This is a genomic window from Rhizobacter sp. P1_G5 (assembly GCF_056405435.1).
Genome location: NZ_JBFUCB010000362.1, coordinates 1 through 6175, shown reverse-complemented (window position 1 = coordinate 6175; position 6175 = coordinate 1). Strand labels below are relative to the sequence as shown.

Here is a 6175-nt window from a genome sequence, read left to right as displayed (position 1 = left end):
CCGTCGATCGGCACGGGCAATCCGTACGGGTCATTGAGTCAAATCAAAACGACTTTCCTCTGTCATGGCTCGCCTCCATGAACCAAACGATATCGCTACCCACGACTTCTTCTCAAGTTCTCGCCAACTGCATCGTCAAGCTCCACAGACAAACGATCCCAGATTCAGATATATTTTTGACCTTGAAAGAGATGCGGACGGCTGCACCCTCAAGCAGTGGAATTGCTCGGCTCGCCATTCGCGGGTCCATTATCGATCTTCTTCGCATCAGGGAATTCTCAGATCCAATCACGCAGAGCCTGCACGACTTCCTGTTGAGCGATGTCATGCTTTCCGATTGCATCTCATCAGAACTCTTGCGGCAACGGCTCCTGAATTTGCGGCGACCGGGGCCTCGAGATTTCCAATGCAATCCACCAGTTCGCTATTGGCGCGGCGTAGTGAACGAATTCCTTCGAGAACAAGAAGAAATGGAAATTGTTAACTGGATCAATGAAGAAATTATAGAGCCACCTTACGGCCGGGGAATCAATCCATCTTATTTTCTGGCGTGCTTCAAGGTTTACTTCAAACACAAAGGCTCGATGGGCAACCTTACTCAGGAGCAAGCCAGTGCGATGAATCTGGTGCGGCAACAACTTGTTGGAGATGCCGCTCCGGTACGTTTCTGGGACTTCAGATCGGATCGCGTTTCGCCCAGCTCGTCGTAGACCGCAACTGTCCCCTTGCAAGGCACCCTTCCGTGCCGCCCGCCACAGCGGGCGGTGCAGCAGCTCTCAGCTGAACAGGCGCCGCGCCGCCGCCGTTCCGGCCGCCAGGTCGTGCGTCTCCAGCGCCTGGTACAGCCGCCCCAGTTCCCCGCCGATCGCTGCGAACCCCTCGGGCCGCAGCGGCAGCCCGTTGTCGTCGACGATCGCCGCGTCCATGCCGAGCGACAGGGCCTGCGCACTCGCCTGCCACGCGATGAACGGCTCGGCGCGCGCATCGGTCTGCGGCACGTCGAAGCTCAGCGTCACGTCGCGCACCACCGACTTGTTCGGGTCGTCGGCGAAGGCCGCCTGCGGATCGAAGCTGAGCGTCAGCACCGGCGGCGCGCCCTCGTCGGCCGCCGGCAGCACCAGCCGGCCCGGCACCACGCCCGGCACGAAGCCGTGGCGCGCCGCATGCTGCTGGATGTAGCCCACGCTCCAGGCCGCCGAACGCGCCTGCAGGTGCACCGCGAGCTGCGCATCGTGCGCACCGGCGAAGGCATCGAGCTCGCGCGCCCGGGCGACCGCATCGAGCATGTCCGGGAAATCGGCCATCGCGCCGATCGATTCGGCGAAGGCCTGCAGCTTCTGCACGAACTCCGAGTACTCGATCTCGTTGACCGCACCCATCCGGTTGGCCAGTTGCAGCCCGGCCTGGAATTCGCCATAGCGCTGGCCGGCAGTGGGCGGCTCCCACTCGCCGCTGTCGGCGTTCAGGCCCTCGATCAGGAACGGCTTGCTGCCGGCGCGTCGCGTCGGCGGCAGGTGCGGCAGCACCGATTCGGCACTGACGGGGGACTCGAGCGTCAGCGTCGCGATCGCGTCGATCAGCGCATCGATGCGCACGCTGGTGCGGCGCACCGGCGGCGGCTGCAGCGCGCTGCCGAAGTCGATGCGCGCAGAGGGATCGTGGCCCGTGGAGACCGGCTGCGGCTCGCCGAACACCGGCTCGCGCTGCTCCCGCGGCTCGGCGGGATCGCGGCCATCCGCGGCCGATGCGGGCCCCGGCGGCGGCAACGCCTCCATCGGGCGCCGCGGGCCCGCCTTGCGCGCCTGCCACGCGCCGTGCGCAATCACACCGGCCAGCACGACGCCGCCCAGCGCGGCCAGCGAGACGGTCAGCGTGCTCATCAGCGCTGCGACGCGGTGGTCATCAGGCGGCCTCGGCCAGGCTGACGGCCGCTTCCATGTCGACCGCGACGATGCGCGAGACGCCCTGCTCCTGCATCGTCACGCCGATCAGCTGCTCGGCCATCTCCATCGCGATCTTGTTGTGGCTGATGAACAGGAACTGCGTGCCCTCGGACATCTGCTTCACGAGCTTGGCGTAGCGCTCGGTGTTGGCATCGTCCAGCGGCGCGTCGACCTCGTCGAGCAGGCAGAACGGCGCCGGATTCAGCTGGAAGATCGCGAACACCAGCGCGATCGCGGTGAGCGCCTTCTCGCCGCCCGACAGCAGGTGGATCGTGCTGTTCTTCTTGCCCGGCGGCTGCGCCATCACCTGCACGCCGGCATCGAGGATCTCGTCGCCGGTCATCATCAGCTTGGCCTGGCCGCCGCCGAACAGGCTCGGGAACATGCGCCCGAAATGCTCGTTGACCTGGTTGAAGGTGCTGGCGAGCAGGTCGCGCGTTTCCAGGTCGATCTTGTGGATCGCGCCCTCGAGCGTGCTGATCGCCTCGTTCAGGTCGGCGTTCTGCGAATCGAGGAAGGTCTTGCGCTCGCGCGACGCGGTGAGCTCGTCGAGCGCCGCCAGGTTCACCGCGCCAAGCGCGGTGATCTCGCGGTTGATGCGGTCGATCTCGCCTTGCAGGCCGTACAGCTTGACGTTGTTGTCGGCGATGTTCTGCGCGAGCGCCGCGAGGTCGACCTCGGCGGCGGTCAGCTGCTCGAGGAACTGCGCGCCGCCGAGCTGCGCCGCCTGCTCCTCGAGCTGCAGCTTGGTGATGCGGTCGCGCAGCGGCTGCAGGCTCTGCTCGTGCGCCATGCGCTGTTCGTCGGCGCGGCGCAGGCGCAGCGTCAGGTCGTCGTACTCGCTGCGCTTGGCGCCGAGCGCGGCCACGCGGTCGAGCTTCAAGGCCAGCGCGTCTTCGAGCCCGACATGGGCTGACGCATCGGTCAGCTTCACCAGCTCCTGCTGCAGCTGCTCGAGCGAAGCCTCGTTCGACACCACCTGCTGCTGCGCCGTCTCGATGCTGCGCTGCAGCTCGCCGCGGCGGGCCGCCAGCGCGCGCGACGAGAACTGCGCCTCCTGCGCCTGGCGCTCCAGCGAGCGCAGCTGCTCGCGCGCGTCGGCAAGCTTTCGCTCGGCGGCGATCACGCCTTCGTCGAGTTCGGCATGGCGCTCCTGCGTGGTCGCGAGCTGCATGTCGAGCTCCTCGAAGCGTGCCTCGCCGGTGGCGCGGCGTTCATCGAGCTCCTCGAGCTGCGCATCGACCTCGCCGAGCTCGGCGTCGAGCTGCTCGCGGCGCGCGCTGGTCTGCTCGGCCTGCTGCGACAGGCGCAGCAGCTCGACATGCAGCTGGTGCGCACGGGTCTGCGTCTCGGCGGCTTCGCGGCGCGTGCCGACCAGGCGCTGCGACGCATCGGTGTAGGCGGCCTCGGCGCGCACCAGCGCGCTGCGCGACTCCTCGGCGATCAGCGTCTGCGCCTTCAGCTGGCGCTCCAGGTTCTCGATCTCCTGCGCGCGGGCCAGCATGCCGGCCTGTTCGGAATCGGGCGCGTAGAAGGCGACCGCGAACTGGCTGACCGCATGGCCCTCGCGGGTCATGATGACCTCGCCGTGCGTCAGCTTCGAACGCGCGGCGAGCGCCTCGTCGATGTCCGACGCGGTGTAGACGCCTTCGAGCCAGTCGTTGAGCAGCGCCTTCAGGCCGGAGTCGCCCAGGCGCAGCAGGTCGCTCAGCTTCGACAGGGTCTGGTGGGTGTTGGAGATGGCCGCTTGCGGGGGCGTGTAGAACGCGAGCTTGGCCGGCGGCGCATCGGTCGCGAAAGCGCGCACCGTCTCGATGCGGCCCACTTCGAGCGCGTTGATGCGCTCGCGCAGCGCGGCTTCGAGCGCGGTCTCCCAGCCGGTCTCGATGTGGATCTTCGTCCACAGGCCCTGCAGCCCTTCGAGGCCGTGCTTGGCGAGCCACGGCTTCAGCTTGCCTTCCGTTTGCACCTTCTCCTGCAGCGCGCGCAGCGCGTCGAGGCGGGCGCTCAGGTCAGCCTGGCGGCCACCTTGCGCATTGACCTGCTCCTGTGTCTCGCGGCGCGCTTCGTCGAGTGCCGGCACCTGCTCCTGCAGCTCGTGCAGGCGGGCATCGGCCACGCCCTGCAGTTCGTCGGCCGCGGCYGATTGCTGCTTCAGCTCGGCCAGGCGGGCCATGTCGGGCGATGCCAGCTGGCGGCGCTCGCCGTCGAGCCGTTCGCGGCGCGCGTTGAACTGGCGGCGCTGGTCGTCGAGGTTGCGGCTCTCGGCGGCCAGCACCTGGATCTGCTGCTGCACGCCGCTGACGGCGGTGCGCTGTTCGTTGCTGCGGTTCTGCGCGGCGCGCACCGCGTCTTCGACCTGCGGCAGGTTGCCGGCCTGCTCCTCGGCCTGCGCGGCCAGCACCTCGGCCTGCTCGTCGGCGGCGGCGATCTGCTCGGCGATCTGCTCCAGCTCGTCCTGGGCCTGCTGCGAGCGCTCGGCCCATTGCTCGCTCTGCGCCTTCAGTTCGGCCAGGCGCTGCTCGACGCGCTGGCGGCCCTCGACCACGTAGCGGATGCGTTCCTCGAGCCGGCTCACCTCGAGCGAGGCCTCGGCCAGCGCGCCCTGCGCGGTGTGCAGCTCGTCGCTCGCGGCGTAGTGGGCCTGGCGGATGGTCTCGAGCTCGGCCTCGCCGTGGCGCAGCTCGGCCATGCGGGCTTCGAGCCCGTTGGTGGCCTCCAGCACCTCTTTCTTGACGCGCTCCTGCTCGCTGGCGGCATCGCGGTGCTTCAGGAACCACAGCTGGTGCAGCTTCAGCGTGCCGGATTCCTGCAGGCCGCGGTAGCGCGACGCGACCTCGGCCTGCTTCTCCAGCTTGTCGAGGTTGGCGTTCAGCTCGCGCAGGATGTCTTCGACGCGGGTCAGGTTCTCGCGCGTGTCCTTCAGCCGGTTCTCGGTCTCGCGGCGGCGTTCCTTGTACTTGGAGACGCCGGCCGCTTCTTCGAGGAACAGCCGCAGCTCTTCGGGCTTGCTCTCGATGATGCGGCTGATGGTGCCCTGGCCGATGATSGCGTAGGCGCGCGGGCCGAGGCCGGTGCCSAGRAACACGTCCTGCACGTCGCGGCGGCGCACCGGCTGGTTGTTGATGTAGTAGCTGCTGGTGCCGTCGCGGGTGAGCACGCGCTTGACGGCGATCTCGGTGAACTGGTTCCACTGGCCGCCGGCGCGGGCGTCCTCGTTGCTGAACACCAGTTCGACGCTGGACCGGCTGGCCGGCTTGCGGTTGCCGGAGCCGTTGAAGATCACGTCCTGCATCGATTCGCCGCGCAGTTCGCTGGCCTTCGACTCGCCCAGCACCCAGCGCACCGCGTCCATGATGTTGGACTTGCCGCAGCCGTTAGGCCCGACCACGCCGACCAGCTGGCCCGGCAGCTGGAAGTGCGTCGGTTCGGCAAATGACTTGAAGCCCGACAGCTTGATGGAGTTCAGACGCATGGAGAGCAGTCCCGGCGGGCCGCGGCGGAGGGTGCCACGAGTCGCCTAAGTCATTGATTTATTTAGGGAATTCCACGCGTACGCGGACTTCTGGCGAGGCGCGATGATACCATCGCGCCCTCTTGCGGCTGCCCGCCGAAACCCTCTCAAAACGTGACGCCCCCTCCATGGCCAAGTTGTCCAAGTTGTCCGCGAAAGTCGCCCCGCCCACCACCCCGCTGCGCATGCGCGAGGCGCCGGCCAAGCCGCCGTCGATGCCGAGCAAGCAGCTCGACGTGTTCCCGAACCCGAGCCCGAAGCGCGACTACGCGATCCAGTTCCAGGTGCCGGAGTTCACCTGCCACTGCCCGCTGACCGGCCAGCCGGATTTCGCGCACTTCACGATCGACATGATTGCCGACAAGCTGTGCGTCGAGCTGAAGAGCCTGAAGATGTACATGTGGAGCTACCGCAACGAAGGCGCGTTCCACGAGAAGGTCACGAACGACATCCTCGACGACATCGTGAAGGCGACCGACCCGCGTTTCATCCGCATCACGGCGAAGTGGTACGTGCGGGGCGGGATCTACACCAACGTGGTGGTTGAGCACCGCAAGAAGGGCTGGAAGCCGCAGCCGGTGGTGCAGATGCCGGCGCATGGGGCGGAGTCCGGGCTGCTCTGAGCGTCGCGGCGCGGCGCGGCGGGTGAGGGGATGGGCTGGGGGCTCAGCCTCGGCGGTCGGCCCTGGCGGGCCGACTCCACGGAGAAGCTCGGTCC

4 protein-coding genes are annotated in these 6175 nt (G+C 67.5%); 2 read left to right on the top strand and 2 right to left on the bottom strand.

Translation table 11 applies throughout. The annotated features are described in order from the left end of the window. The coding region (locus AC1D12_RS21785; RefSeq protein ID WP_477842798.1) for a hypothetical protein at positions 1-710 on the top strand (710 nt) is incomplete at its 5' end. Between the two features lie 66 nt (positions 711-776). Here AC1D12_RS21785 and AC1D12_RS21780 read toward each other — a convergent pair. Together AC1D12_RS21780 and smc are read right to left on the bottom strand one after the other, a co-directional pair. Further along, positions 777-1880, bottom strand: a complete 1104-nt coding sequence (locus AC1D12_RS21780) for a cell division protein FtsZ (RefSeq protein WP_477842796.1) — start codon at positions 1878-1880, stop codon at positions 777-779. 22 nt (positions 1881-1902) lie between these two features. After that, the gene (gene smc / locus AC1D12_RS21775) at positions 1903-5418 is read right to left on the bottom strand and encodes a chromosome segregation protein SMC (RefSeq protein ID WP_477842794.1); all 3516 of its coding nucleotides are present in this window, start codon (positions 5416-5418) and stop codon (positions 1903-1905) included. 224 nt (positions 5419-5642) lie between these two features. On the opposite strand from smc, the gene queF reads away from it, so the two are divergent. Continuing rightward, positions 5643-6080 carry a preQ(1) synthase gene (gene queF, locus AC1D12_RS21770; protein WP_047513485.1) on the top strand — a complete coding sequence of 146 codons (438 nt, stop codon included), beginning with the start codon at positions 5643-5645 and terminating at the stop codon, positions 6078-6080. Positions 6081-6175 lie beyond the last annotated feature (95 nt).